This is a genomic window from Streptomyces sp. NPDC003697 (assembly GCF_053587115.1).
Window position 1 is genome coordinate 1 of the sequence record NZ_JBSFNN010000060.1, and the last position, 24,384, is coordinate 24,384.

General features: G+C 73.2%; 23 protein-coding genes. 15 read left to right on the plus strand and 8 right to left on the minus strand.

Annotated elements, in window-relative coordinates; all coding sequences use genetic code 11:
• Positions 1-56 precede the first annotated feature (56 nt).
• Positions 57-1,853, minus strand: a complete 1,797-nt coding sequence (locus ACWDNY_RS22015) for an AMP-dependent synthetase/ligase (protein WP_451647492.1) — start codon at positions 1,851-1,853, stop codon at positions 57-59.
• Between the two features lie 316 nt (positions 1,854-2,169).
• On the opposite strand from ACWDNY_RS22015, the gene ACWDNY_RS22020 reads away from it, so the two are divergent.
• The 6 genes from ACWDNY_RS22020 (at position 2,170) to ACWDNY_RS22045 (ending at position 7,528) form a co-directional block, all read left to right on the plus strand.
• Positions 2,170-2,967, plus strand: a complete 798-nt coding sequence (locus ACWDNY_RS22020; RefSeq protein WP_451647493.1) for a metallophosphoesterase family protein — start codon at positions 2,170-2,172, stop codon at positions 2,965-2,967.
• A 151-nt stretch (positions 2,968-3,118) separates the two neighbouring features.
• Positions 3,119-3,562, plus strand: a complete 444-nt coding sequence (locus ACWDNY_RS22025; protein ID WP_451647494.1) for an SRPBCC family protein — start codon at positions 3,119-3,121, stop codon at positions 3,560-3,562.
• Positions 3,563-3,881: 319 nt separating this feature from the next.
• Positions 3,882-5,057, plus strand: a complete 1,176-nt coding sequence (locus tag ACWDNY_RS22030) for an ArsA family ATPase (RefSeq protein ID WP_451647495.1) — start codon at positions 3,882-3,884, stop codon at positions 5,055-5,057.
• 57 nt (positions 5,058-5,114) lie between these two features.
• Positions 5,115-5,642, plus strand: coding sequence for a DUF5304 domain-containing protein (locus ACWDNY_RS22035; RefSeq protein WP_451647496.1), 528 nt, complete (start codon positions 5,115-5,117; stop codon positions 5,640-5,642).
• 55 nt (positions 5,643-5,697) lie between these two features.
• Entirely contained in the window at positions 5,698-6,651 is a 954-nt protein-coding gene (locus ACWDNY_RS22040; RefSeq protein WP_451647497.1) for an ROK family glucokinase, read from the plus strand.
• A 115-nt stretch (positions 6,652-6,766) separates the two neighbouring features.
• Positions 6,767-7,528 (plus strand): endonuclease/exonuclease/phosphatase family protein, encoded by a 762-nt coding sequence (locus ACWDNY_RS22045; RefSeq protein ID WP_451647498.1) that lies wholly within the window; start codon positions 6,767-6,769, stop codon positions 7,526-7,528.
• 14 nt (positions 7,529-7,542) lie between these two features.
• Here the strand turns inward: ACWDNY_RS22045 and ACWDNY_RS22050 are convergent, their stop codons facing one another.
• Entirely contained in the window at positions 7,543-8,250 is a 708-nt protein-coding gene (locus ACWDNY_RS22050) for a hypothetical protein (protein ID WP_451647499.1), read from the minus strand.
• Complete coding sequence (locus ACWDNY_RS22055; RefSeq protein WP_451647500.1) at positions 8,243-9,022, minus strand: alpha/beta hydrolase; 780 nt, start codon at positions 9,020-9,022, stop codon at positions 8,243-8,245. The genes ACWDNY_RS22050 and ACWDNY_RS22055 overlap by 8 nt, the downstream gene beginning before the upstream one ends.
• 191 nt (positions 9,023-9,213) lie before the next feature.
• Here ACWDNY_RS22055 and ACWDNY_RS22060 point away from each other — a divergent pair, with 191 nt between their 5' ends.
• The 5 genes from ACWDNY_RS22060 (at position 9,214) to ACWDNY_RS22080 (ending at position 14,232) form a co-directional block, all read left to right on the plus strand.
• Positions 9,214-9,993 (plus strand): lysophospholipid acyltransferase family protein, encoded by a 780-nt coding sequence (locus ACWDNY_RS22060; RefSeq protein WP_451647528.1) that lies wholly within the window; start codon positions 9,214-9,216, stop codon positions 9,991-9,993.
• Between the two features lie 43 nt (positions 9,994-10,036).
• Positions 10,037-11,314: a MacS family sensor histidine kinase gene (gene macS / locus ACWDNY_RS22065; RefSeq protein WP_451647501.1), complete on the plus strand. Its 1,278-nt coding sequence runs from the start codon at positions 10,037-10,039 to the stop codon at positions 11,312-11,314.
• Positions 11,315-11,316: 2 nt separating this feature from the next.
• A complete protein-coding gene (locus ACWDNY_RS22070) occupies positions 11,317-11,994 on the plus strand; it encodes a response regulator (protein ID WP_451647502.1) in 678 nt (225 codons plus the stop codon).
• Between the two features lie 151 nt (positions 11,995-12,145).
• Entirely contained in the window at positions 12,146-13,174 is a 1,029-nt protein-coding gene (locus tag ACWDNY_RS22075) for a 6-phosphofructokinase (protein ID WP_451647503.1), read from the plus strand.
• Positions 13,175-13,236: 62 nt separating this feature from the next.
• The gene (locus ACWDNY_RS22080) at positions 13,237-14,232 is read left to right on the plus strand and encodes a 2-hydroxyacid dehydrogenase (protein ID WP_451647504.1); all 996 of its coding nucleotides are present in this window, start codon (positions 13,237-13,239) and stop codon (positions 14,230-14,232) included.
• Here the strand turns inward: ACWDNY_RS22080 and ACWDNY_RS22085 are convergent.
• Together ACWDNY_RS22085 and ACWDNY_RS22090 are read right to left on the minus strand one after the other, a co-directional pair.
• Positions 14,184-16,157 (minus strand): anthranilate synthase family protein, encoded by a 1,974-nt coding sequence (locus ACWDNY_RS22085; protein ID WP_451647505.1) that lies wholly within the window; start codon positions 16,155-16,157, stop codon positions 14,184-14,186. The genes ACWDNY_RS22080 and ACWDNY_RS22085 overlap by 49 nt on opposite strands.
• A gap of 146 nt (positions 16,158-16,303) precedes the next feature.
• A complete protein-coding gene (locus tag ACWDNY_RS22090) occupies positions 16,304-16,366 on the minus strand; it encodes a trp operon leader peptide (RefSeq protein ID WP_358864531.1) in 63 nt (20 codons plus the stop codon).
• Positions 16,367-16,463: 97 nt separating this feature from the next.
• Between ACWDNY_RS22090 and ACWDNY_RS22095 the strand changes: the two genes are divergently transcribed.
• The 3 genes from ACWDNY_RS22095 to ACWDNY_RS22105 all read left to right on the plus strand — a co-directional run bounded on the left by ACWDNY_RS22095 (position 16,464) and on the right by ACWDNY_RS22105 (position 19,719).
• Positions 16,464-17,747, plus strand: a complete 1,284-nt coding sequence (locus tag ACWDNY_RS22095) for a glycoside hydrolase domain-containing protein (protein ID WP_451647506.1) — start codon at positions 16,464-16,466, stop codon at positions 17,745-17,747.
• A 195-nt stretch (positions 17,748-17,942) separates the two neighbouring features.
• Positions 17,943-19,295, plus strand: a complete 1,353-nt coding sequence (locus ACWDNY_RS22100) for a class II 3-deoxy-7-phosphoheptulonate synthase (RefSeq protein ID WP_451647507.1) — start codon at positions 17,943-17,945, stop codon at positions 19,293-19,295.
• 172 nt (positions 19,296-19,467) lie between these two features.
• Positions 19,468-19,719: a (2Fe-2S)-binding protein gene (locus ACWDNY_RS22105; protein WP_451647508.1), complete on the plus strand. Its 252-nt coding sequence runs from the start codon at positions 19,468-19,470 to the stop codon at positions 19,717-19,719.
• Between the two features lie 18 nt (positions 19,720-19,737).
• Here the strand turns inward: ACWDNY_RS22105 and bfr are convergent, their stop codons facing one another.
• Positions 19,738-20,256, minus strand: coding sequence for a bacterioferritin (gene bfr / locus ACWDNY_RS22110; protein ID WP_451647509.1), 519 nt, complete (start codon positions 20,254-20,256; stop codon positions 19,738-19,740).
• 154 nt (positions 20,257-20,410) lie between these two features.
• Here bfr and ACWDNY_RS22115 point away from each other — a divergent pair, with 154 nt between their 5' ends.
• Positions 20,411-21,055, plus strand: coding sequence for a sulfite oxidase-like oxidoreductase (locus ACWDNY_RS22115; RefSeq protein WP_451647510.1), 645 nt, complete (start codon positions 20,411-20,413; stop codon positions 21,053-21,055).
• Between the two features lie 17 nt (positions 21,056-21,072).
• On the opposite strand, the gene ACWDNY_RS22120 is transcribed toward ACWDNY_RS22115, so the two are convergent.
• Positions 21,073-21,972 (minus strand): deoxyribonuclease IV, encoded by a 900-nt coding sequence (locus ACWDNY_RS22120; RefSeq protein WP_451647511.1) that lies wholly within the window; start codon positions 21,970-21,972, stop codon positions 21,073-21,075.
• A gap of 112 nt (positions 21,973-22,084) precedes the next feature.
• Positions 22,085-24,007, minus strand: a complete 1,923-nt coding sequence (pknB, locus tag ACWDNY_RS22125; RefSeq protein ID WP_451647512.1) for a Stk1 family PASTA domain-containing Ser/Thr kinase — start codon at positions 24,005-24,007, stop codon at positions 22,085-22,087.
• Positions 24,008-24,384 lie beyond the last annotated feature (377 nt).

Genomic DNA, 24,384 nt, shown 5'->3' on the forward strand with positions numbered 1-24,384 from the left:
CCCGTCGCCGTGGGCTCGGACGAGGACACCGCGCCGTGACTCCGGGCGCCGGATGACTACTTCGCGTAGATCGCCTCGATCTCGTCGGCGAAGTCCTTCGCCACCACGTTCCGCTTGAGCTTCAGCGACGGGGTCAGATGGCCCGACTCCTCCGTGAACTGACAGGGCAGGACACGGAACTTGCGCACCGATTCCGCCTTCGACACCGCCGCGTTGCCGTCGTCGACCGCCGTCTGGATCGCCGCCAGCAGATCCGGGTCCTCGCACAGGGACGCCGCGGTGGAACCCACCGGCTTGCCGTGCTCGGCGCACCAGCGGTCCAGGAACTCCTCGTCGAGGGTGACCAGCGCGCCCACGAACGGCCGCCCGTCGCCCACCACCATGCACTCCGCGACCAGCGCGTGGGCGCGGATGCGGTCCTCGATCACGGCCGGGGCGACGTTCTTGCCGCCCGCGGTGACGAGGATCTCCTTCTTGCGGCCGGTGATCCGCAGGTAGCCGTCCTCGTCGAGGGTGCCGATGTCCCCGGTGTGGAACCAGCCGTCGGCCAGCGCCTCGGCCGTCGCGCCCGGGTTGTTCCAGTACTCCTTGAACAGGTGCTCGCCGTGCAGCAGCACCTCCCCGTCGTCGGCGATGCGGACGACGGAGCCCGGCAGCGGCTGGCCGACCGTGCCGATCTTCTGCCGGTCCCAGGGGTTGAACGCGGTGGCCGCGCAGGACTCGGTCAGGCCGTAGCCCTCCAGCACCGTGAAGCCGATGCCGCGGAAGAAGTGGCCGAGACGCTCGCCGAGCGGGGCGCCGCCGGAGATGGCGAACTCGCCGCGGCCGCCGAGCACCGCGCGCAGCTTGCCGTAGACCAGCTTGTCGAAGGTCCTGTGCTTGATCCGCAGGCCGAGGGACGGGCCCGAGGGGGTGTCCAGCGCCCTGCTGTACGCGATCGCGGCGTCCGCGGCCTTGTCGAAGATCTTGCCCTTGCCGTCGGCCTGCGCCTTGGCGCGCGCCGAGTTGTAGACCTTCTCGAAGACGCGGGGGACGCCGAGGATCAGCGTCGGGCGGAACGCGGCCAGTTCGTCGGTGAGGTTCTTGATGTCCGGGACGCAGCCGAGCTTGATCGGCGCCATCATCGGCGCCACCTGCACCAGACGCCCGAAGACGTGCGCGAGCGGCAGGAACAGCAGCACGGAGCACTCACCGGTGCGGAACAGCGGGCGCAGCCGCTCGACGATGTTGCCGCACTCGGCGAAGAAGCTGCGGTGGGTGAGCACACAGCCCTTGGGGCGGCCCGTCGTGCCCGAGGTGTAGACGATGGTCGCCGGGTCGTCGGCCTTCGCCAGCGAGCTGCGCTCCTCCACCGTCTCGTCGCTGATGCCCTGGCCGGCCCGTCCCAGCTCCTCGATCGCGCCGGCCTCGATCTGCCAGACGTTCTTCAGAGCGGGCACCTTCTCGCGCACCGACTCGACGGCGGCGGCGTGGGCGTCGAGCTCCACCACGCAGGCGGTCGCGCCGGAGTCGCCGAGGATCCACTGGACCTGCTCGGGCGAGCTGGTCTCGTACACCGGGACGGTGATGGCGCCCGCGCTCCAGATGGCGAAGTCCAGCAGCGTCCACTCGTACCGGGTGCGGGACATCAGGCCCACCCGGTCGCCGGGCTGGATGCCCGAGGCGATGAGTCCCTTGGCCACGGTCCGCACCTCGGCCAGGAAGGCGGTGGCGGTGACGTCCCGCCAGACACCGCCCACCTTGCGCGCGATGACGGCGACGTCGGGATGCTGCGCGGCGTTTCGCCGGACGATGTCGGTCAGGTTGCCGTCCGCAGGGACCTCGTACAAAGCCGGAAGGCTGAACTCGCGCAAGACTGCTGCTCCTCTTAGGGCGCCGGCGCCACGACGTTGTGTGATGCGACGGTGCCGGTCCGCGGCTCGGGCGGGTGCTCCGGGGCCCCACCGACAAGCCGGGGACACGTTGGCCGAAATCCAGAGCACGACTGGACGGCCCGGACGTTACCCGTCGGTATGGCCATTTCGACAGGGGGTCCCGGTGAGATGTTCGCTGCGTCACACGGAATGGGTTTCCTTCGCGCACAGTAGTCCACGCGCCTCCCGACGAGCCAGTAACCGCAGGTTGGGCCGCAGTTGTTCACGTACGCCCCCACGCCTACGCTTGATCGCCATGGCATCCACACCGGCCGGAAACCGCGGCACCCGCGTCCACGTGGTCAGCGACGTGCACGGCAACGCACGCGACCTGGCCAGGGCCGGCGACGGTGCCGACGCCCTGATCTGCCTCGGGGACCTGATCCTCTTCCTGGACTACGGCGACCACTCCCGCGGTATCTTCCCCGACCTGTTCGGCGTGGAGAACGCCGACCGCATCGTCGAACTGCGCACCGCCCGCCGCTTCGAGGAGGCGCGGGAACTCGGCGCCCGGCTGTGGGAGGGCATCAGCGAGGACCGGGCGACGATCATGGAGCAGGCGGTGCGCAAGCAGTACGCCGAGCTGTTCGCCGCGTTCCCCACCCCCACGTACGCCACCTACGGCAACGTCGACATGCCGCCCCTGTGGCGCGAGTACGCCGCACCGGGCACCACCGTGCTCGACGGGGAGCGGGTGGAGATCGGCGGCCGGGTGTTCGGCTTCGTCGGCGGTGGGCTGCGCACCCCCATGCGGACGCCGTACGAGATCGGCGACGAGGAGTACGCGGCGAAGATCGAGGCGGTCGGGGAGGTCGACGTGCTGTGCACGCACATCCCGCCCGACGTGCCCGAACTGGTCTATGACACCGTCGCGCGCCGCTTCGAGCGGGGCAGCCGCGCCCTGCTGGACGCCATTCGCCGCACCCGTCCCCGGTACGCGCTCTTCGGCCACGTCCACCAGCCGCTGGCGCGCCGGATGCGGATCGGGACCACCGAGTGCGTGAACGTCGGGCACTTCGCCGCGACCGGGAAGCCCTGGGTGCTGCAGTGGTGACATTCACGCCGGGGCGCGCGGGCGGGGCCCGGCGGGATGACGTCCGGCGGACGGCCGCGCGGTAGCCTTCACGCTGCACACACGTGCGCACGACCACAGCACTGACCGGCCTCACGAGGCCTACCGGCCCGCATCTGGAGGAGCCACGGCGATGGCGGAACACACCAGCTCGAGCATCACGATCGAGGCGGCACCGGCCGAGGTCATGGGGGTGATCGCGGACTTCGCCCGCTACCCCGACTGGACCGGTGAGGTGAAGGAGGCCGAGGTCCTCACGAAGGACGCCCAGGGCCGCGCCGAACAGGTCCGTCTCGTGATGGACGCGGGCGCCATCAAGGACGACCAGACGCTCGCGTACACCTGGAGCGGTGACGACGAGGTGTCCTGGACGCTGGTGAAGTCCCAGATGCTGCGCTCCCTGGACGGCTCCTACCTGCTGAAGCCGGCGGGTGACGGCGCGACCGAGGTGACCTACCGGCTCACCGTGGACGTCAAGATCCCGATGCTCGGGATGATCAAGCGCAAGGCGGAGAAGGTCATCATCGACCGGGCGCTGGCCGGCCTGAAGAAGCGCGTGGAGTCGGGGGAGAAGTAGGGGCGGCACCCGGGGCGGCGCGCGGGCCGTCCCCGGCGAGCGGCCCGGGGCGCGCCGGGGCGGAGCGCGCGGGAGCCCACGGCAGCCGGCGACCGCCCGGCGACGGACGACGGCCGCCCACGGCATGGGTCCCCGCACGCCGGCCGCCGCGGACCCGGGGTGACGCGCCGGAGCACGGGACGGCAGGCGCCGGGCCCGGGCCAAAGGACGTCGGCGAGCCGGGGGACACGCGGGCCCCCCGGACGCGGCCGCCGCCCCGACACCGGCAGGCAGCGCCCCGCAGGCGAACGAGCCGTCGGCACGGCTACCGTTCAGCATCATGCGCACCCTCCTGATCACGGGCCCCGGCGGCTCGGGCCGTACGACCGTTGCCGCCGCGACCGCCCTCGCCGCCGCCCGTGACGGCACCCCCACCCTCCTTCTCGGCGCCGACCGCACGGACACCCTCGGCGCGGTGCTGGGCGTGCCGACGGGAGCCGAGCCGGTGTCCGTCGCACCGCACCTGACGGCCTGGCGCCCCGACGTGGCCGCGGCGTTGCGCGACGACCTCACCGCCTTCCAGGACCGGGCCGCCGGCGTCCTGGACCTGCTGGGCGCCGCCCGCCTGGACGCCGAGGAGGTCACCCCGCTGCCCGGCGCGGAGGAGCTGACCCTGCTGCGCGCGCTGCGGGACGCGGCGCTGTCGGACTCGTTCGGCCTGCTGGTGGTCGACCTGCCGCCCGTCGCGCGCGCCCTCGACCTGCTCGCCCTGCCCGAGGAACTGCGCCGGTACCTGCGCCGGCTGTTGCCGCCGGAGCGGCAGGCCGCCCGCGCCCTGCGCCCCGTCCTCGGCCGGCTCGCCGGCGTTCCCATGCCCGCCGAGTGGCTGTACGAGACCGCCGCCCGCTGGGACCTGGAACTGGCCGCCGTCGAGGCGGTCGTCGCCGACCGCGGCACCGCCGTACGCCTGGTCGCCGAGCCCGGCCCGGCCGGCGCCGAGGCCGTCCGCACCGCCGCCCTCGGCCTCGCCCTGCGCGGCCTGGCCACCGAGTCCCTCGTCGCCGGCCGGGTCCTGCCCGAGGTGGGCGGGGCGACGTGGCCGGCCGCGCTGGTCGCGCAGCAGCGCAAGACCCTCGCCGAGTGGCGGGAGACGTACGCCGTCCACCCGGTCCGCCATCTGGGGCGCGACCCGCGCGGCCCGGAGGACCTGACCGCCCTCGACGTGCCCGGTGCCGACCCGGCGCACGCCCCGGTCGAGTGGCCCGTCACCGGCCGCGGCGCCGAGGACGGCGGCACCGGTTACGTGTGGCACATCCCGCTGCCCGGCGCCGTACGGGAGGAGCTGGATCTGATCCGGCGCGGCGACGAGCTCGTCGTCGCCGTCGGAGGATTCCGCCGGATCGTCCCGCTGCCCTCCGTGCTGCGCCGGTGCACCGTCGAGGGGGCGGCGCTGCGCGAGGGCGTCCTGCGCATCCGCTTCACGCCGGATCCGGCGCAGTGGCCCCGCGAGAAGTGAAGCGGGTACGCCCGTTCGGGTAACGTCGGAGGGACGACCCGTAGTCAGGAGTCCGTCATGAGCGAAGAGCGCCCCACGCCCGACGCCGACGCCGCCCACGAGGAAGCGGCCGACGAGGTGCCTCACGCCACCGACGCCGACGCGTGGGCCACGGCCACCGCCGAGGACCTCGCGGCGGAGAAGGCCCGCCGCCGCGCCGAGTACGGCCCGCCCCCTGGCTCGGCGGCCGAGGAGCTGCGCAAGCTCGTCGACGCCGTCACCGACAAGCTGTCGTCGATCCGCTCGCCGCTGCTCGGAGCGGTCGCCGGACCCGCCGCGCAGCAGACCGTGCGGCAGGTGGTGCAGCAGGCCCGGGCGGCCGTGGAACCGGTGATCGAACGCAACCCGGACGTCTTCGACCACCTCGCGGCGGCCGGCGGCGAACTGCTCGCCGCCTACCGCTCCGCCGTGCAGCGCCAGGAGGCGCGCTGGGCGGCCGGCACGAGCCGCCCGGACGGCGACGGGCACGGCGGCACCGGCGACCTCGGCGGGCGCCGGGACCGGGGCGAGGACACGGGCCCCGGCGAACGCATCGACGTGGACTGACGCCCCCCTCGGGTACGGTTGGCCGTAGCGGGGCTCGACCGGAACTGAGGGATTCATGGGACTCACCATCGGCGTCGACATCGGCGGCACGAAGATCGCGGCCGGCGTGGTCGACGAGGAAGGCAACATCCTCTCGACCTTCAAGGTGCCGACCCCCAACACGCCCGAGGCCATCGTGGACGCCATCGCCTCGGCGGTGGAGGGCGCACGCGCGGGACACGAGATCGTCGGTGTGGGCATCGGCGCGGCCGGATACGTGAACCGGCAGCGCTCCATGGTCTACTTCGCGCCGAACATCGACTGGCGCCAGGAGCCGCTGAAGGAGAAGGTCCAGGCCCGCGTGGGCCTGCCTGTGGTCGTGGAGAACGACGCGAACGCCGCGGCCTGGGGCGAGTACAAGTTCGGCGCGGGCAAGGGCCACCGCAACGTCATCTGCATCACGCTCGGCACCGGCCTGGGCGGCGGCATCATCATCGGCAACAAGCTGCGCCGCGGCCACTTCGGCGTGGCCGCCGAGTTCGGCCACGTCCGGATGGTGCCGGACGGCCTGATGTGCGGCTGCGGCAGCCAGGGCTGCTGGGAGCAGTACGCCTCGGGCCGGGCGCTGGTCCGGTACGCCAGGCAGCGGGCGAACGCGACCCCGGAGAACGCCGAGCTGCTGCTGTCGCTGGGCGACGGCAGCCCCGAGGGCATCGAGGGCAAGCACATCTCGATGGCCGCCCGCCAGGGCGACCCGGTGGCCGTCGACTCCTACCGCGAGCTGGCCCGCTGGGCCGGCGCGGGCCTGGCCGACCTGGCCTCCCTGTTCGACCCGTCCGCGTTCATCGTCGGCGGCGGTCTGTCCGAAGAGGGTGAACTGGTGCTCGACCCGATCCGCAAGTCGTACAAGCGCTGGCTGGTCGGCGGCAACTGGCGTCCGGTCGCCGAGGTGATCGCCGCCCAGCTCGGCAACGAGGCCGGCCTGGTGGGCGCGGCCGACCTGGCGCGGGAGCCCGACCCGATCATGTGACGCACAGCTGTGCAGGTGAGCGCCCACCGCCCGACCGGGCCGGTGGGCGCCGCCGTCTCCCGGGGGCCCGCCCGCCTCACCGGGGAGCCGAACGCCCCGGGCGTATCTTGAGGTCATGGCGACCTCGACCCCGCTGCTGCCCAACTCCCGCACCGAAGCCGACGGTTCCGCCGTCGTCCGCGTCCTCGGGTACAACATCCGGTCGATGAAGGACGACACGGCCGCCCTCGCCCGGGTGATCAGCGCCTGCTCCCCGGACCTGGTGCTGCTCCAGGAGGCCCCCCGGTTCTTCCGCTGGCGCAAGAAACTCGCCCGGCTGGCGGCCGCCTCCGGGCTGGTCACGCTCTCCGGCGGAGCCACCGCGGCCGGCCCGGCCCTGCTCTGCTCGCTGCGGGCCACGGTGGAGCGGACGGAGGACGTGCTGCTGCCGCTCACCCCCGGCCGGCACCGGCGGGGCCTGGCGACGGCGGTCGTCCGCTTCGGCGGTGCCCGGCTCGGCGTGCTCAGCTGTCACCTCTCGCTGCACCGGGACGAGCGGTACGAGCAGGGCGGCATGCTCCTCGACCGGCTCGCCGGCATGGGCGTGGAGCACGTGCTGGCCGGCGGTGACCTCAACGAGGAGCCGGGCGGGCCGACGTACCGGCGCCTGGCAGGCCACCTCCAGGACTGCCGGGCCGTCGCGCCCTGGGGGGCCGAGCGGACCTTCCCGGCCACCGGGCCCCGCAAGCGGCTGGATTCCCTCTTCGCCGGCCGGGGCATCGAGGTCCTCGGCTGCGGAGTGCCGCTCGGCCACCCCGGCGTGACGGAGACGGACCTGAGGGCGGCCACGGACCACCTCCCGGTCCTGGCCGCCCTCAGGATCCCGGCGCACCAGTAGAGAAACCAAAGACCCTAGACCACCGCACCGCGGCCCGGGTCGTCGTCCTCGTCGTCACCCGGGTTCATGCGCATCACCAGGGTCGCGAAGCCGCCGAGGAAGCCGCCGATGCCGAGGGTGGCGAGCCACCAGGTCATGTCCCAGCGGAACAGCACCGCCAGCAGGAGCAGGACGGGACCGCCGATCACCGCGAGCCAGGCGAACCTCGCCGTGGCGTCGGCGTCCGGCAGCGGGGGCGGCTCGGGCGGGACGAAATGGCCCTCGTCGTCGGCGTCGAAGTCGTCGTCGGACGGCTCGCGCACGGTGTAGTCGCGCGGTCCGACACCGGGCGCGAAGGAGACGGAGCCGCCCAGCGGCCGGGCCGGGGCGGGGCCGTCCTTCTCGGGCCCGGGCTCCCCGGGCCCCGGATCCGCGGCCCCGGCGCCGTCGGCGCTGCCCCGGGCGTCCGCCGCGGGCGCGTCCGCGGCCGGCGCCGCCTGCGCCGGGGGCGCCTGCTGCGTCGCGGGCGTGTCGTTCCCGGCGGGTGCGTCGTTCGCCGCGAACGCCGGCAGGGCGAGGTCCTCCACCGGCCTGAAGGGCCTGCTGCTGCCCGGCGGGTCCGGCGGTTCCTCGCCGTACCCGGCCACGATGGCGGCCCAGGCGGCCTCCTCGTCCAGGGGGGCGCCCCCGTCGTCCGGGTCGCGGTCCTCGCGCCTGTCGCGGTCGGAGTCGTGCTCAGCCACCGGCAGCCGTCCCTTCCTTGCCGACACTGGGTGCGAGCCGGCCGATGAAGGCGTAGCTCTCCTCGAAGATCCGGTCCGCGTCGTGGTCCAACGTCGCGACGTGGTAGCTGTGTTCCAGCAGGATCTCCGTGACGTCCACGGAGGAGACCCGGCTGAGCACGCGGGCCGAGTCGGCCGGCGGCACCACGTGGTCCTGCGGACTGCGCAGGAGCAGCAGCGGCTGCGTGACCTGCGGAAGCTCCCCGTCGACCAGCCGGAAGAAGCTCCGCAGGGAGTGCGCGGCGTGCAGCGGCACCCGGTCGTAGCCCAGTTCCGTGCTGCCCTCCTTCGCGATGTCGCTGACGATCCCCCTCGTCGACCGGACCAGGTGGCGGGCCACCGGCAGGGCGTAGGCGGACAGGCCGTGCACCCTGTTGGCCGGGTTGACGACCACCACGCCGTCGACCGCCTCCCCGTGCCGGGCGGCCAGCCGCAGCGCCAGGGCGCCGCCCATGGACAGCCCGGCCACGAAGACCCGCGCGCTGCGCCGGCGCAGCGCGCGCAGCTCGCGGTCCACCTCCGCGTACCAGTCCTGCCAGCCGGTGAGCTGCATGTCCTCCCACCGTGTGCCGTGCCCGGGCAGCAGCGGCAACGAGACGGTCAGACCGCGCGCGGCGAGGTACTCCGCCCAGGGGCGAAGCGACTGCGGGGAACCGGTGAAGCCGTGACAGAGGAGGACGCCGACCTCCCCGCCCTCATGGCGGAACGGCTCGGCTTCGGGGAGCACCGGCACGTCGGTCTCCTGTTCGTGAGGGGGGTGTCCACGTCGAACAGCGGATACGCCCGGTACGTACGTCGTCAGGTGCGGGTACTTCACCGTACGCGACCGCACTGACACCGACCAGGGCCGTAGGCGCCTTCCGCCGCACTCCGGGTTATGGTCTGTTCGACACACAGGAGGTCACTCGGTTGTTCTACGGCACGATGAAGCTCACCATCGGAGGGTCGCTGAAGCTTGCCTTCAGGCCCTGGGTGGAGGGCCTGGAGAACGTCCCGGCCGAAGGCCCCGCCATTCTGGCGAGCAATCACCTCTCGTTCTCCGACTCGTTCTTCCTGCCCGCGGTGCTCGACCGGAAGGTCACCTTCATCGCGAAGGCCGAGTACTTCACCACGCCCGGCGTGAAGGGCCGGCTGACCGCCGCGTTCTTCAAGGGCGTCGGCCAGCTCCCCGTCGACCGCTCCGGCGCGCGCGGCGCCGGTGAGGCGGCGGTGAGGAGCGGCATAGAGGTGCTGGAGCGCGGGGAACTGTTCGGCATCTACCCGGAGGGCACCCGCTCGCCGGACGGCCGTCTGTACCGCGGCAAGCCGGGCGGCCTCGCGCGCGTGGCGCTCGCCACCGGCGCCCCCGTCCTCCCCGTCGCCATGATCGACACCGAGAAGATCCAGCCGCCCGGCAAGGTCGTCCCGAAGCTGATGCGTCCGGGCATCCGCATCGGCAGGCCGCTGGACTTCCGCCGCTACCAGGGCATGGAGCACGACCGCTTCGTGCTGCGCGCGGTGACCGACGAGGTCATGTACGAGATCATGAAGCTCTCCGGCCAGGAGTACGTCGACATCTACGCGACCGCCGCCAAGCGGCAGATCGCGGAGGCGGCGAAGGCCGCGAAGGAGGCGGACAGGACGGCGCGGTCCGCGCTCGCCCGGGCCGAGAGGGAGCAGGCCGACAAGGAGAAGCAGGCGGAGCAGGCGGAGCGGGCCGAGTAGGCGGGCCGGACCCGGCCCGCACGGGGGGGGAAGCAGGGGGAGCATGGCCGGACGCGAGAAGGTCATGAGGATGTCGGTCGAGCTGCCGCTGTGGCGCGCGCTCACCGCATACCGGCCGCTGACCATGCTCTACGCGGTCGGCCTGTTCGTCACCGCCTACGACGACTTCGCGCGCCCCGGCGTGGCCGTCGCCTACTACTGCGTCCTGTGCGTGTGGACCCTGGCCACCCTGACCCGGGTCGCCGACGCCGCCCGCTGCACCCGGCGCTTCCTCGCCGCCGACCTCACCGTGGCCGTCGTCGGGATCCTGCTCACGCCGGTCGCCGACGCGCACGAGCGGATCGTCGCCGGCGGCCCGACCCTGCCGTCGATCTGGACCGCCGGATCGGTGCTCGCCTTCGCCGTCAAGGGCGGCTGGCGCTGGGCGGCCGCCGCCTCCACCGCGGTCGCCGCCGCCAACCTCGCCGAGCGCGGCTCCCCGGCCCGCGACACCGTGCACAACGTGATCCTCGTCTGGGTCGCCGCCATCGCCATCGGCTACGTCGTCGAGGTCGCCCGCGCCTCCGAGCGGACCCTGGCCCGGGCCCTGGAGATCGAGGCCGCCACCCGGGAGCGGGAGCGGCTCGCCCGGGACATCCACGACAGCGTCCTGCAGGTGCTTGCCATGGTGCAGCGGCGCGGAGCCGTCATCGGCGGCGAGGCCGCGGAGCTGGGCCGCCTGGCCGGCGAGCAGGAGGTGGCCCTGCGCACCCTGGTGTCCGGCGGGCTCGCGCCGGTCTCCCGGCTGTCGCAGGACGCGGTGGTCCGGACGGTGCGGGAGGACCCGTACCCGGACGCGGCCGCGGCCGCCGGGCCCGTGGACCTGCGTGCCCTGCTCGCCCGCTGTGCCGGCTCGCGGGTCAGTCTCGCCGAGCCCGGCGCCCCGGTGCTGCTGCCGTCCGCCGCCGCCCGGGAGGTGGCCGCCGCGGTCGGCGCCGCGCTGGACAACGTCCGCCGGCACGCGGGTGACGGCGCCCGGGCCTGGGTCCTCGTCGAGGACGAGCCGGAGTCGGTGATCGTGACCGTGCGGGACGACGGGCCGGGCATCCCCGAGGGGCGGCTCGCGCAGGCCGAGGACGAGGGGCGGCTCGGGGTGGCCCAGTCGATCCGGGGCCGGCTGCGGGACCTCGGCGGCAGGGCCGAGGTGATGTCGGTGCCCGGACAGGGCACGGAGGTCGAACTGACGGTACCCAAACACCCGGACGGCGCGGACGGCGCGGACGGCGCGACCGGTGCCGGGGGCACCCGGAGCGCCGCGCGCGCACGGGGGAAGGCGGAGTGACGATGAGCGAGCGGCAGGGCCCGATCAAGGTGATGGTGGTGGACGACCACCCCATGTGGCGCGACGCCGTCGCCCGTGACCTGGCCGAGTCCGGCTTCGAGGTGGTCGCCACCGCGGGCGACGGCGAGCAGGCGGTGCGCCGCGCCCGGGCGGCCGCGCCGGACGTGCTCGTCCTGGACCTGAACCTGCCCGCGAAGCCCGGCGTCCAGGTCTGCAAGGAACTCGTCGCCACCGACCCGGCGTTGCGCGTGCTCGTGCTGTCCGCGAGCGGCGAGCACGCCGACGTACTGGAGGCGGTGAAGTCGGGTGCGACCGGCTACCTGCTGAAGTCCGCCTCGACGGAGGAGCTGCTGGACGCGGTGCGCCGCACGGCCGACGGCGACCCCGTGTTCACGCCCGGTCTGGCGGGCCTGGTGCTCGGCGAGTACCGGCGACTGGCCGCCGAGCCCGTGCCCGCCCCGGACGCCGGCACGCCGAAGGCGCCGCGGCTCACCGAGCGCGAGACCGAGGTGCTGCGGCTGGTCGCCAAGGGGCTGAGCTACAAGCAGATCGCCGAGCGCCTCGTCATCTCCCACCGCACGGTCCAGAACCACGTGCAGAACACCCTGGGCAAGCTCCAGCTCCACAACCGTGTGGAACTCGTCCGGTACGCCATCGAACGCGGACTCGACGGGGAGTAGGGGGCGGGCGCACCGCCATCCCTTCGGGTGGATTGGCGCCCCACGGCCGCCCGGCACGGCTGGGGAACCGCCCGCCGCGGGCATGCCGCAGTCACACCGGTCACCACGGACGTGACGCTCACCGGGCAACCGCGGCGAAAGGGGCATCCCCATGCGGGTCGGAGTACTGACCGGAGGCGGCGACTGCCCCGGCCTGAACGCGGTCATCCGGGGCATCGTGCGCAAGGGCGTGCAGGAGTACGGCTACGACTTCGTCGGGTTCCGCGACGGCTGGCGGGGCGTCCTCGAAGGGAACACGGTGCGCCTCGGCATCCCGGCCGTGCGGGGCATCCTGTCCCGCGGCGGCACCATCCTCGGCTCCTCGCGCACCAATCCGCTGCGGCACGACGACGGCATCCGGCGCGTCAAGGGCACCCTCGCCGAGCACCGGGTCGACGCGCTCGTCACGATCGGCGGTGAGGACACCCTGGGCGTGGCGGCGCGGCTGTCGGACGAGTACGGCGTCCCGTGCGTCGGGGTGCCCAAGACGATCGACAACGACCTGTCGGCCACCGACTACACCTTCGGCTTCGACACCGCCGTCGGGATCGCCACCGAGGCGATCGACCGGCTGCACACCACCGCCGAGTCCCACATGCGGGTGCTCGTCTGTGAGGTGATGGGCCGCCACGCCGGCTGGATCGCCCTGCACTCGGGCCTGGCGGGCGGGGCCAGCGTCATCCTCATCCCCGAGCAGCGCTTCGACCTCGACCAGGTCTGCGCCTGGGTGACCTCCCGCTTCGAGGCATCCCACGCGCCGATCGTGGTCGTCGCCGAGGGCGCCGTGCCCAGGGACGGCGACCTGGTGCTCAAGGACGAGTCGGTGGACTCCTTCGGGCACGTGCGGCTGTCCGGCGTCGGCGAGTGGCTGGCCGGCCGGATCGAGAGACGCACCGGCAAGGAGGCCCGCACCACCGTCCTCGGGCACGTGCAGCGCGGGGGCACGCCGAGCGCGTTCGACCGCTGGCTCGCCACCCGCTTCGGCCTGCACGCCGTCGACTGCGTCCGCGACGGCGACTTCGGCACCATGGTCGCCCTGCGCGGCACGGACATCGTCCGGGTGCCGATCTCCCTGGCCACCGCACGGCTGAAGACCGTCGACGCGAAGCTGTACCAGGAAGCGGGAGTGTTCTTCGGCTGACCCGGCGGCGCGGTATCACCGGCCGTATGCTCGGCCCATGACCCCCCCGGAGGGAGCAGCCCGTGAGGATCCTGGCCGTCGGTGTGCAGGCCGACGAGAAGCCGCTGATCGAGGAGGCCTTCGGGGACCACCACGAGGTCCGCTGCCTGGACGTCCTCCTCACCGAGGACACCGCCCCCATCGCCGCCGGCTACGAGGTGCTCTCCACCGGGGTCAACGACGACCTGGGCGGCCCGGTCCTCCGGGCCCTGGCGGCCGGCGGCACACGCATGATCGCCCAGCGCTCCACGGGCTTCAACAACATCGACCTCCAGACCGGCGAACGCCTCGGACTGACGATCGCCCGCGTGTCGTCCTACTCGCCCCACGCGGTCGCCGAGTTCGCCTGGGCCCTGGCGCTGGCCGTCAACCGGCGCATCGTGCGGGCCTCCACCCGCACCCGCGACTTCGACTTCCGCCTCGACGGCCTGATGGGCCGGGACCTGCACGGCCGCACCGCGGGCGTCATGGGCACCGGGAAGATCGGCGAGGCGTTCGCCCGTATCGCCCACGGCTTCGGCATGCGGCTGCTCGGCTGGGACATCGCCGAGAACCCGGCCTGCATGCAACTGGGCATGAAGTACGTCCACCGGGACCGGCTCCTCGCCGAGTCGGACCTCGTCACCCTGCACGTGCCCCTCATGCCGGAGACGCAGCACATCATCGACGCCCGCGCCCTGAAGTCCATGAAGGACGACGCGATCCTCGTGAACTCCAGCCGCGGCGGCCTGATCGACACCATGGCCCTCGTCGCGGAACTGCGCGAGGGCCGCTTCACCGGCGTCGGACTGGACGTGTACGAGGCCGAGGCGGGCCTGTTCTTCCTCGACAAGTCCCTGCAGGCGATCGAGGACGACACCCTGGCCCGCCTGGTCACCTTCCCCAACGTCCTGGTCACCTCGCACCAGGCGTTCTACACCGAGGACGCCGTACGGCAGATCGTCGACACCACGGTGCGCAACGTCCTGGACTACACCGCCGGCCGCCGCTCGGCGAACGTCCTGGTGCCACGCAGCTGACCGACCAGTTCCCGCAGGATCCCGGCACCGTTCAGCGACAGGACCGACTCCGGGTGGAACTGCACACCCGCGAACCCGGGACCCCGCAGGGCGTGCACCTCTCCCGAGGGGCCGCGGCTCACCTCGACGCCGTGCTCGGCCAGCTCCGCGTAGGCGTCGTCGTCGCAGCGGGCGGTGAAGCTGTTGTAGAAGCCGACCGTCTCCGTCCGCCCGAACAGGTCGATCGCCGTCTGCGCCCCCTGGTACGGCACCTCCTTGCGGACGATCTCCAGGCCCAGCTCGGCCGCGATCAGCTCGTGCCCCAGGCAGACACCGAGGACGCCGTGGCGGTGCGGGGAAGAACCCTCCGCCGCGCCGGGGCCGGCGGTTCGGGAGCTGATCAGCTCGGCGGTCAGCGCACGCAGGAAGCGCATCTTGGGCTCCCGCGGGTCGGACGGGTCGCCCGGGCCGGGGCCGAGGACGACCGGGCCCTCGTGCGCGAGGACGGCCTCGCGCAGCCCGGGCTCGTCGTAGCGGCGGACCGTGACGGTCAGCCCCGAGGAGCGCAGCACGTGCGCCAGCATCGCGGTGAAGGTGTCCTCGCCGTCCACCACCAGGGCGTGCCCGGCCGGTTCCGCGCTCCGCTCCTGCATCCGCAGCCAGAACGGCGCCAGCGAGGCGCGACGGCCGTCCAGCGCCGCCCGCACCCGCGGGTCGTCGGCGAGCCGGGGCAGCGCCCGCTCCTGCCGCGGCCGTGACGGCGCCACGCCCAGCGCCGCCAGCACCCCGGCCGCCTTGGCGTGGGTCTCGGCGACCTCGCTCGCCGGGTCCGACCCGCGCACCAGCGTGGCGCCGACCGGGACCCGCAGCCGGCCGGCCGCGTCGATGTCGGCGGTGCGGATGAGGATGGGGGAGTCGAGGGTCTGGGCCCCGCCGGCGTCCCGGCCGAGCAGCGCCAGCGCGCCGGCGTAGTAGCCGCGTCCGCCGGTCTCGTGCCTGCCGATCACCCGGCACGCGTTCTGCACGGGCGAGCCCGTGACCGTGGCGGCGAACATCGTCTCCCTGAGCACCTCCCGTACGTCCAGGGACGAACGGCCACGCAGTTCGTACTCGGTGTGTGCCAGGTGCGCCATCTCCTTCAGACGCGGGCCGACGACCATGCCGCCCCTCTCGGCGACGGTGCACATCATCTTGAGCTCCTCGTCGACGACCATCGACAGCTCCTCGATCTCCTTGCCGTCGGCGAGGAACCGCATCAGGTGCCCGGCCGTGGGGCCCCCGGCCGGGTAGCGGTAGGTGCCGCTGATCGGGTTCATCACGACGGATCCGCCCGCCGTCGCCCGCCGTTCCCCGCCCGGCAGCGTGCCGGGTTCACCGGGTCCGCCCGACATCCGCACGTGCACCTCCGGGCTGGCGCCCACCAGCGTGCGGTCCCCGGTGTGCACCACGAACGTCCAGTACGCGCCCCGCTCGCCCTCCAGCAGCCGCCGGAACAGGGCCAGCGCGTCGGCGCGCGAGAAGCCGGGGATCCGCCCCCGGTAGGTCCGCCGGATGACGAAGTTGGCGCCCTCGCCCCGCCCGATCTCCTCGCGCAGCACCCGGCGCACGATCCGCGCGTACTCCTCGTCGGCGACGTCGAAGCCGCCGTCCTCGACGTCCACCCGACGCTCGGGCAGCTGCGCCAGCGCCTGGGCGAGGGGGACCTCGTACCGCTCCTCCGGCGTCAGCACCGCCAGGGGGGTGCCGTCGTCGGGTACGTCGAAGCCGCGCTCCCGGATCTGCCGGAAGGGCACGAGCGCCAGGCCCTCGTCGGGCAGGTCGGCGAGCCGCTCGCAGTGCGTCACCGGGCCGCGCAGCACCTCGACCACGTCGTGGTCGCGGCCCGGGGTGCGGCGGCGCAGCAGGGCGAACGGGCGGTCGTCGTGCGGGAGGTGCGCCAGGTCCATCGGTTCCTCTTCCGTCGGTGCTCGATGCCGGCGCCGGGTGCCGGTGATCGAAGCCGGTGGTCGTGTCGTGACCGGGAGGAACGGCTCGCCGCGAAAACGCCGAAGGCCGCCCCTCGGGCGGCCTTCGCGAAGTGGGATACGCGCAGTCAGCGGGCCGCCGGAGAAGCGGTCCACCACCAGTTCTGGTTCTGGGTCGAGTGCGCGAACATGCCGGCACCCTACCCCATCCGGCCGCTCGCCCATACGCACCACAGCCGGTTTCCGGCACACACGCCGCGTGGAAGGGAGGCGTCCGTCACCCCGCGAGTGATCCGCACCCCGGTTTCCCGCAGCACACCCGGCCCGACCGAGGAGTACGTCATTTCCCCCTCACCCTCACCCTCACCCCGACCGCGGACCCGGCGGCACGCGCTGCGCGCCCTCACGGCGCTCACCGCCTGCGCGGCCGTCGGCGCCGGTCTGCCGGCCGCCGCCCGGGCATCGGCCGGCGACACCAGGACCGTCGTCTACCGCGGCCACACGTTCACCGTCCCCGCCGACTGGGCGGTCGTCGACCTCACCAGGCACCCGGCCGCCTGTGTCCGCTTCGACCGGCACGCCGTCTACCTCGGCACGCCGGGCGAGCGGCAGGACTGCCCCACCCGACTCACGGGGCGGACCGAGGCCCTCTGGGTGCAGCCCGGCAGCACGACGGCGAAGACGGCCGCCGTCACCGAGAACCGCACGGCCCGCGTCTACCGGGCGACCGCCGAGGGGATCGCCGTGACGGCGCCGTACGGCGCCGACCGCGAGGAGGTCCGGCAGGTGCTGCGCAGCGCCGGGCTGCCCGTCACTGCGGCCCGCGCCGAGAAGCCGGCCGTCGCCCCGGCGGCGCTCACCGTCCCCGCCGACGCCACGTCCTACCGGGGCAGGGGCTTCGACACCTGCACCGCGCCTAGCCAGACGGCCATGGACGCCTGGCGCAAGAGTTCCCCCTATCGGGCGATCGGCATCTACATCGGCGGTGTGAACCGTGCCTGCGGCCAGGCGAAGCTGAACGCCCAGTGGGTGCAGAAGCAGTACACGAACGGCTGGCGCTTCTTCCCGCTGTACGTCGGCCCGCAGCCCTCCACCGGCGCCGGCAGCTGCCGGAACGACTGCGCGGCCATCACCAGCCCGGCACCGCAGGGCAGGGCCGCCGCCGAGGACGCGGTCGCCCAGGCCGCCGCACTCGGGCTGGGCAGGGGGACGGTGATCTACAACGACCTGGAGCAGTACACCCGGGGCACTCTCACCGCCCGTGTGCTCGGCTACCTCGAGGCCTGGACCAAGCGGCTGCACGAGCTGGGCTACCGCTCCGGCGCGTACGGCGGCGTGTCCTCCCTGGTGGCCGACCTGGTGGAGAAGCGGAAGTCCACCACCCTGCCCGACGTGCTGCACTTCGCGCGCTGGAACGACCAGGCCACCACCGCCGACCCCGCCGTCCCGGCGAGCCTGTGGGCCAACCACCAGCGCATCCACCAGTACGCCGGCAACCGCACCGAGACCTACGGCGGCGTCACCATCGGCGTGGACCGCGACCAGCTGGACGTCGGCACCCCCGGCAAGTGACCCGGGCCGGGGCCGGCCACAGGACGACGGGCGGGCTCCTCTGCGCCGGGGCCCGCCCGTCCTCGGTCCCCGCCCCCCGGGTCTCCCTTCCTCTGGCCTCCCCGGGCTTCCTCGGGGTGTCCGCATCGTGCGCCGTCCGTCTCACGTTCTGAGCTGATACGTGGAGGCGGGACATGAGGACGTAATGTGTACGAGGTGACCGTGAACGCTAAGCCCAGCGCGAGTGCTGGCAACACCTGGCGAAACCTGCCCGCGGCGCAGCAGCCCGAGTACCCCGACCCCGAGGCTCTGCGCGCAGTGATCGCGGACCTCGAGTCGTATCCGCCGCTCGTCTTCGCCGGCGAGTGCGACCAGCTGCGCGCCCGGATGGCGGCCGTCGCCAGGGGAGAGGCGTTCCTCCTCCAGGGCGGCGACTGCGCCGAGGCGTTCGACGCGGTGTCCGCGGACCAGATCCGCAACAAGCTGAAGACCCTGCTCCAGATGGGCGCCGTGCTGACGTACGCCGCCTCGGTGCCGGTGGTGAAGGTCGGCCGTATCGCCGGCCAGTACTCCAAGCCGCGCTCCAAGCCCACCGAGACCCGCGACGGGGTGACGCTGCCGACCTACCGCGGCGACTCGGTCAACGGCTTCGAGTTCACCGAGTCCGCCCGTGTCCCCGACCCGGAGCGGCTGAAGCGGATGTACCACGCCTCGGCGTCCACGCTGAACCTGGTGCGCGCCTTCACCACCGGCGGCTACGCCGACCTGCGCCAGGTCCACGCCTGGAACCAGGACTTCGTGCGGTCCTCCCCGTCCGGCCAGCGCTACGAGCAGCTCGCGCGGGAGATCGACAACGCGCTGAACTTCATGCACGCCTGCGGCACGGACCCGGAGGAGTTCAAGACCGTCGAGTTCTTCTCCTCGCACGAGGCGCTGCTGCTCGACTACGAGTCGGCCCTCACCCGCGTCGACTCGCGCACCGGGCAGCTGTACGACGTCTCGGCGCACATGGTGTGGGTCGGCGAGCGCACCCGCCAGCTGGACCACGCGCACATCGAGTTCGCCTCGAGGATCCGCAACCCGATCGGGATCAAGCTCGGCCCGTCGACGACGGCCGAGGAGGCGCTGGCCTACATCGACCGCCTCGACCCCGAGCGCGAGCCCGGGCGGCTGACCTTCATCGTCCGCATGGGCGCCGACAAGATCCGCGCCAAGCTCCCCGAGCTGGTCGAGAAGGTCACGGCCTCCGGTGCGGTGGTGGCCTGGGTGACCGACCCCATGCACGGCAACACCTTCGAGGCGGCGTCCGGCCACAAGACCCGCCGCTTCGACGACGTGCTCGACGAGGTCAAGGGCTTCTTCGAGGTGCACAAGGCCCTCGGTACGCACCCGGGCGGCATCCATGTGGAGCTGACCGGCGACGACGTCACCGAGTGCGTGGGCGGCGGCGACGAGATCTTCGTCGACGACCTGTACCAGCGCTACGAGACGGCCTGCGACCCGCGGCTGAACCGCAGCCAGTCCCTGGACCTCGCGTTCCTCGTCGCGGAGATGTACCGGGACCAGTGACGACCCGCCCCTCGGGGCGGAATCGGTGGGGCGCGGATCACATCAGGTCCGCGCCCCGTTTCGGTGTCGCGGCCCGGACGGGGCGAGTAAGGTTAGGCATGCCTCACCGAATCGGCGGCTTCCCGCCCCGTGGGTGGGGGTGACCCGACCGACCCCGGCGGAGGTGAGCCGCGTGTACGTCTGCAGTTGCTTCGGCATCACGCAGCAGCAGGTGAAGCAGCACGCGGAGAACGGCGCCTGCACCCCCCGCGAGATCGCCTCCGTCTGCAAGGCTGGGACCGACTGCGGCGGATGCGTGCGCCGCATCCAGGCGCTCCTCGGACGGGGTGCCTGCCCGCGCCGGGAGTCGCTCGACCAGCGCCCTTCCGCGCGCCCCCGGTCCGCCGCGCAATCTCCGGCGGCCCGGCTGGACGACGCCGCCTGAGAGCTCCGAGGCGGGGCCCTAGGGGGTCGAGAAGCCGCTCGTGCCGGGGCCGGAGGAGTCCGGCTGGCTCTGCTCGACGACCGTCGCCAGGTACAGCGCCTCACCCAATTTGTCGACCAGCTCCAGCTGTGTGTCCAGGTAGTCGACGTGGTGCTCCTCGTCGGCCAGGATGGCCTCGAAGATGTTCGCCGAGGTGATGTCGCCCTTGGCGCGCATCATGTCGACGCCCCGGCGCAGCCGGTCGACGGCCTCCAGTTCGATCTGCCGGTCGGCCTGGAACATCTCCGTCACCGTCTGCCCCACCTGCACGTGGAAGAGCCGCTGGTAGTTCGGCAGCCCGTCCAGGAGCAGGATGCGGTCGGTCAGCAACTCGGCATGCCGCATCTCGTCGAAGGACTCGTCGCGGGTGTACCGGGCGAGCTTCGTCCATCCCCTGTGGTCCTGCAGCTTCGAGTGCAGGAAGTACTGGTTGATCGCGGTGAGCTCGGCGGTCAGCTGCTCGTTGAGCAGTTCGATGACCTCGGGATCGCCTTGCATCGGGACGGGCTCCTTCCGGGCGGAAAAGGGCAGACAGTGCCGCATGATCGCATCGGCGCCCGATGTCGTCCAGTAAGTGCGCACTTAATGCGATATGCCGGAATGTACCCGGGGCTGGTCATGTGCACCCCCCGCGGTCTGTCAGGATGGAGTCATGGGTCAGCCGGTGGAGCGCGCGTCGGGAGAGGCGTCTGGAGCAGCAGCACGGTCCGAGCTTCCGCCGGGTCAGCGACTGCAGCGCGGCTGGCCGGTCACGCACTACGGGCCGGTGCCGAAGTTCCGGCCCGAGCGGTGGGAGTTCCAGGTCTTCGGCGCCACCGCCGGTGGCGAGAAGCATGCGTGGTCGCACGAGGAGTTCACGGCGCTGCCGTACACCACCGTGGTGGCCGACCTGCACTGCGTCACGAAGTTCAGCATGCTCGGCGCGGAATGGGGGGGCATCCCGGCCCGCACGATCCTGGAGATCGCCCCGCCCGCGCCCGACGTCACCCATGTGATGGTGTGGGCGGAGTACGGCTTCAGCTCCAACCTGCGGCTGTCGGACTTCGCCGCCGAGCGCACCCTGTTCGCCACCCACAAGGACGGCGAACTGCTGACCGCCGAGCACGGCTTTCCGCTCCGGCTGGTCGTGCCCCACCTCTACGCCTGGAAGGGCCCCAAATGGGTCCGCGGCGTCGAGTACATGACCGCCGACCGCCGCGGCTTCTGGGAGGAGCGCGGCTACCACAACATCGGCGACCCCTGGAAGGAACAGCGCTACTCCTACCAGGAGGAACCCGGAGACGGGCCCGAGCTCTGAGGCACCGGGCCCCACGGTCAGCCGTCGCGGAGTTTCTTCAGGAGGGCCACGTCCGCCGCGTGGCCCTCCGTGCCGCCGGGCGTTTCGATGATCAGCGGGATCCCCTCGGTCGCGGGGTGGGTCATCAGGGCCCGGAAAGGATCCTCGCCGATGTGGCCGGCGCCGATGTTCTCGTGCCGGTCCTTGTGCGCGCCGGCCACGTCCTTGGAGTCGTTGGCGTGGATCAGCTTCAGCCGGCCCGGGCCGACCGTCTCCACCAGCAGGTCCAGCGTCCGGTGCGCGCCGTCCGGGCCCGTCAGGTCGTGCCCGGCGGCGAAGATGTGGCACGTGTCCAGGCACACACCGAGCCGCGGGTGGGCGTCCAGCGCCTCGAAGTACGGCCCGAAGTCCCAGGTCCGCGAGCAGAGCGAGGCGCCCTGGCCCGCCGTGGACTCCAGCAGCAGGTACGGGTCGTCGTCGTGGGTGAGCTCGTCGAGCAGCGGCAGCAGGTGCTCACGGACCTGCTTGAGCGCCACCGTCCGGTCCCGCCCCCCGGTGGCGCTCCCGGTGTGCACCACCACACCCAGCGCGCCGATCTCCCGTCCGCGCCGCAGCGAGTGCCGCAGTGACTCCACCGACCGCTCGACGGTCGCCTCGGTGTGCGAACCGAAGTTGATCAGGTACGGGGCGTGCACGTACGCCGGGAGCGAGGCCTCGTGGCAGGCCGCGCGGAACGCCTCGTCCTGTCGCGCGTTGCCCGTGGGCGTGGCCCAGCCGCGCGGATTGGCCACGAAGACCTGCACGGTCTCCGCCCCCAGGTCGCGGGCGTAGGACAGGCCCACCGAGTGGAGGCCGCCGGCGACGGGGACGTGGCTGCCGATCGGATTGCGGGAGGCGCCGGCCCGCGGGCTCACGGCGCCGGACTGCTGACTGCTCACCCCTTCAGGGTGTCACGCGCCCGGGGGAGGGCCGTCACCGGATCGGGCGTACCACCAGGCAGGCGGGACGGCCCGGACGGGCGGGGCGGGGACGCGTCCCCGCCGGCCGTCCTCAGCGGATGGTGATCGTGATCGTGGCCCCCTTGGGCGCCCTGCCGCCGCCCTCGACCGACTGCTCCCGGACGGTGTCGCCGAACAGGCCCAGCAGACCGCGGTCCTCCTCGACCTCGAATCCGGCCGCCCGCAGCGCCTTCTCCGCGTCGCCGACGCTGTCGCCGACCACGTCCGGCACCTTGACCATCTCCGGGCCCTTGGACAGCGTCAGCGTGACCGTGTCGCCCTCGGCGGCCGGGCCGCCGACCGCCGGGTCCTGCCGCGCGACCTGCCCCTTGTCGAACTCGGAGTTGACCTCCTCGGCGGCGACCCGCACGGTCAGGCCCGCGTCCCACAGGTCGGACCGCGCCTGGTCCAGGTCCTCGCCGGTGACGTCCGGGACGTCCACCGGGCGGCCCTTGCTGACGGTGAGCGCGATCGCCGAGCCGGCGTGCCGCTCGGTGCCCGCCTCGGGATCCGTGCCGATCACGGAGCCCTTGGGGACGTCGGCGCTGAACGCCCGGCTGACCATGCCCGGCTCCAGCCCCTCGCTCCTCAGCCGGGCCTGGGCCTTGTCCAGCCGGTCACCGCTGACGTCGGGCACGCGCACGGTCTGCGGTCCCCGGGAGATCGTGAGCGTGACCGCGTCGTTGCTGCGGATGCGGGCGCCGGCCTCCGGATCGGTGCTGATGACCGTGCCCCGCCTGACGGTGTCGCTGTAGGCGCGCTTGACCTGTTTGACGTCCAGCCCGGCGGCGCCGAGCCGCTCGCGGGCCTGCGCCTCGGTCTTCGACAGCAGCGGCGGCACCTTCGTGAACTGTCCGGAGTTGATGTACCAGACGCCCGCGCCGACCCCGAGGGCCAGCAGGACGGCGGCGACGAGCGTGAGGACCGTGCGCCGCGCTCTGGCTCCGCGCCGCCGGGGCGGCGGCGCGGGCGCCTCCAGCCGGCTGGTGCGGTGAAGGGCGGCCTCGGCGTCCTCGTCCACCGGCAGCGGCCGCGGCACCGTCAGCGAGCGCGGAAGCACGCTCGTACGGTCCTCGGCGTTGTCGTGCTCGCGGGCGCGGGCCTGGGGCGGCACCGCGTCCAGCTGGTCCTCGCTCAGCGCCGCGCGGGCCTGGCGGACCCGTGCCAGCAGGGCGACGGCGTCCGCCGGCCGGACGCCGGGCGTCCGCGCGGTGGCCGTCGCCACCAGCTCGTCCAGCTCGTACGGCAGGCCCGGCACGGCGGCCGACGGGGCAGGGACGTCCTCGTGCAGGTGCTGGTAGAGGACCCGGGCCGGCGTGTCGCCGTGGTGCGGCTTGCCGCCGGTCAGCATCTCGTACAGCACGACACCGCACGCGTACACGTCGACGCCGGAGCCTGCGGTGCCGTGCTCGATCTGCTCCGGGGCGAGGTAGGAGACGGTGCCCAGGACGGTGGCGGTGGTGTGGGTTGCCGCGTCCACCGACCGCACCAGTCCAAAATCGGCGACCTTGACCCGCCCGTCGTCCCCTATCAGGACGTTCTCCGGTTTCATGTCCCGGTGCACGAACCCGGCGCGGTGCGCGGCGCCCAGCGCGGCGAGCACCGGCTCGAGGATGTCCAGGGCGGCGCGCGGCTGCAGCGCCCCGCGCTCGCGCAGCACGTCGCGGAGTGTGCAGCCGGAGACGTACTCCATGGCGAGGTAGACGTACGCCCCGTCGGTGCCCTGGTCGAAGACCTGTACGACGTTCGGGTGGGCCAGCCGGGCGACCGACTTGGCCTCCCGGATGAACCGCTCGACGAAGGAGCCGTCGGCCGCGAGCGTCGGGTGCATGACCTTCAGCGCGAGGACGCGGTCCAGACGGGTGTCCAGGGCCCGGTAGACCGTGGCCATCCCGCCGACCGCTATCCGCGCGTCGACGCGATAGCGGCCGTCGAGCACCTGCCCGACGAGAGGGTCCTGAAGGGTCATATCCACGCAGCGAGTCTACGAGCCGCCACGACTCGGCGTCCCCTCGTCCGCGACGGGCCTGCTCCTGGGACCGACCTGTGACGCTTCCCACGCCGCACGGGGACGAACGGGGCCGCGCGGCGCCCTCGGCGCCCCCGGGCGCCACGCCGCGGAATCCCGTCGCGGTGGGCCTGGCGGACCCCGTCTCTTCGACCGGCACTAGTGCCGCGACAGGCAACACTCGCCCCGTCGCGACGCCCGGCACGCTCCCCCGAGCTCTCGGCTCCGCTCGAGCAGGGGGTACCCCCACCCGAGCTCTCGGCTCCGCTCGAGCAGGGGGTACCCCCACCCGAGCTCTCGGCTCCGCTCGAGCAGGGGGTACCCCCACCCGAGCTCTCGGCTCC